This window comes from Longimicrobium sp., assembly GCF_036280135.1.
Lineage (GTDB): Bacteria > Gemmatimonadota > Gemmatimonadetes > Longimicrobiales > Longimicrobiaceae > Longimicrobium.
In genome coordinates, this window is record NZ_DASURI010000179.1 from 1 (window position 1) to 2,182 (window position 2,182).

Sequence of the window (2,182 nt, forward strand, 5' to 3'; positions counted from 1 at the left end):
CGCCACGTGCGCCCCCCCGCCGGACGCGCATCCGGCGGGCTTGCGGAATCCCATCGGCCGTCGCAACGTGCTGAAAGTTTAGCATTCCGCCGCACGCCGATCCCATCCTGCACCCGCCGTACATCCATGAGACGCCGAGAGTTCATCCAGCGGAGCGCCACGGGCGCGGCCGGGCTGGCCCTAGTGGGGCCGCGCACGCTGCACGGCCGCATGCAGGACGTGGACGAGCGCGAGCTCACCGCCCGCGCGCTGGAGGCCGCCCGCTCCGCCGGCGCCCGCTACGCCGACGTGCGCATCCAGCGCAACCGCACGCAGTCCATCGGCACGCGCGAGCGGCAGATCACGGAGTTCGACGACGCGGAGACGTACGGCTTTGGCGTGCGCGTGCTGGCCGACGGCGCGTGGGGGTTCGCCGCCAGCCGCGACGTGACGGTGGACGAAGTGGCGCGCGTGGCCCGGCTGGCTGTGGCGCAGGCGCGGGCCAACGCGGCCGTCCAGCAGCGCCCCGTGGAGCTGGCCCCCGTGGAGGCGTACCCCGACGCCACGTGGCGCTCGCCCATGGAGATCGACCCCTTCGACGTCTCCGTCGAGGACAAGGTGGGGCTGCTCATCAGCGCCAACGAGGCCGCCCTGCGCGTGCCCCGGGCGCGGTTCGTCACCACCTCGCTCTTCTTCGTGCGCGAGGAGAAGGTGTTCGCCAGCACGGAGGGCTCGTACATCACGCAGACCCTCACCCGCACCTATCCCGTCACCACCGTAACGGCCGTGGCCGAGGGTGGATCGGACTTCCAGACGCGGATGAGCACGGACGTGCCGCCGCGCGGGCTGGGCTACGAGTACGTCGTGCAGTCCGACCTGCCCGCCCGCGCCGCCGTCTGGGCGGAAGAGGCGGCCGCCAAGCTGAGCGCCAAGCCCATCGAGCCGGGGCGCTACGACCTGGTGCTGCTGCCCACGCACCTGCGGCTCATCATCCACGAGAGCATCGCGCATCCCACGGAGCTGGACCGCATCATGGGATACGAGGCGAACTACGCGGGCACGTCGTTCATCCACCCCGTACGCGACTACCTGGGCCGCTTTCGCTACGGCCCGGACCTGATGAACGTGCAGGCGGAGCGCAACGCCCCCGGCTCGCTGGCCACCATCGGCTGGGACGACGAGGGCGTGCGGCCGGACGAGTACCTGATCGTCAAGAACGGCATTCTGAACGACCTGCAGACCACGCGCGAGCAGGCGCCCATGCTGGCGGAGTGGTACGCGTCGCAGGGGCGGCCCGTGCGCAGCCATGGCAACAGCACGGCGCAAAGCTGGGCGCACGTGCAGTTCCAGCGGATGCCCAACGTGAACCTCATGCCGCACCCCGAGCGCGACGTGCCGCTGGACGAGCTGATCGCGGGCGTGCGCAACGGCATCCTGATCGACGGGCACGGCTCGTTCTCCATCGACCAGCAGCGCTACAACGGGCAGTTCGGCGGGCAGGTGTACTGGGAGATCCGCGACGGCAAGAAGGGGCAGATGCTGCGCGACGTGGCGTACCAGATCCGCACGCCGGAGTTCTGGAACTCCATGGATTTGATCGGCGGGCCGTCGACGTACTTCGTGGGCGGCACCTTCTTCGACGGCAAGGGCGAGCCCAGCCAGCTGAACGCCGTCTCGCACGGCTCCCCCGCCGCGCGCTTTCGCCAGGTGAACGTGATCAACACCGCGCGCGGTGGGTGAACGGGGAGTGCGTTAGTGCGAAAGTGCGAAAGGATGCAGGGCGAGCCCCAGCCTGAGCGGCTAAAGCCGCCGCTGGGACAGCGATAAGCCCTGTCTCGCGCCGACGCGCTCTGCGAACAGGGCTTCAACCGCCAACACGGGCCGCCACCCGACGCGAAGCACGGTTCCTCGGCAGGAGGGTGAACCGTAGTACCGGCTGGCTGCCGGCCGCCCCCGCACCACGGCTCGTCGAAGTGTACGCCCTCTCCCGCGCAGTTTGCGGGAGAGGGACGCGAGGAACGAGCGGGGTGAGGGCCCCCACGGTGAGGGCCCGCGGCCCGGAACGTGCCATCCACCGCTGGCGAAGCCGCCCGTCCCCCACGGGGGTGGGCGGCTTTTCCATGACCACGGGCACGAGAAACCATGATCACCAAGGTTCGATTCGCCGCGCTCGCGGCGCTCACGATGGCGGCCACCGCGTGCG

The 2,182-nt window shown here is 70.4% G+C and carries 1 protein-coding gene; it reads left to right on the forward strand.

Annotation, left to right across the window (positions count from 1 at the left end):
• Positions 1-126 precede the first annotated feature (126 nt).
• A complete protein-coding gene (locus tag VFZ20_RS05290; protein ID WP_329682792.1) occupies positions 127-1,719 on the forward strand; it encodes a TldD/PmbA family protein in 1,593 nt (530 codons plus the stop codon).
• Positions 1,720-2,182: the final 463 nt, after the last annotated feature.

Coding starts and splice junctions, on each gene's coding strand:
- VFZ20_RS05290 (WP_329682792.1), top strand. CDS start 127: ATGAGACGCCGAGAGTTCATCCAGCGGAGCGCCACGGGCGCGGCCGGG.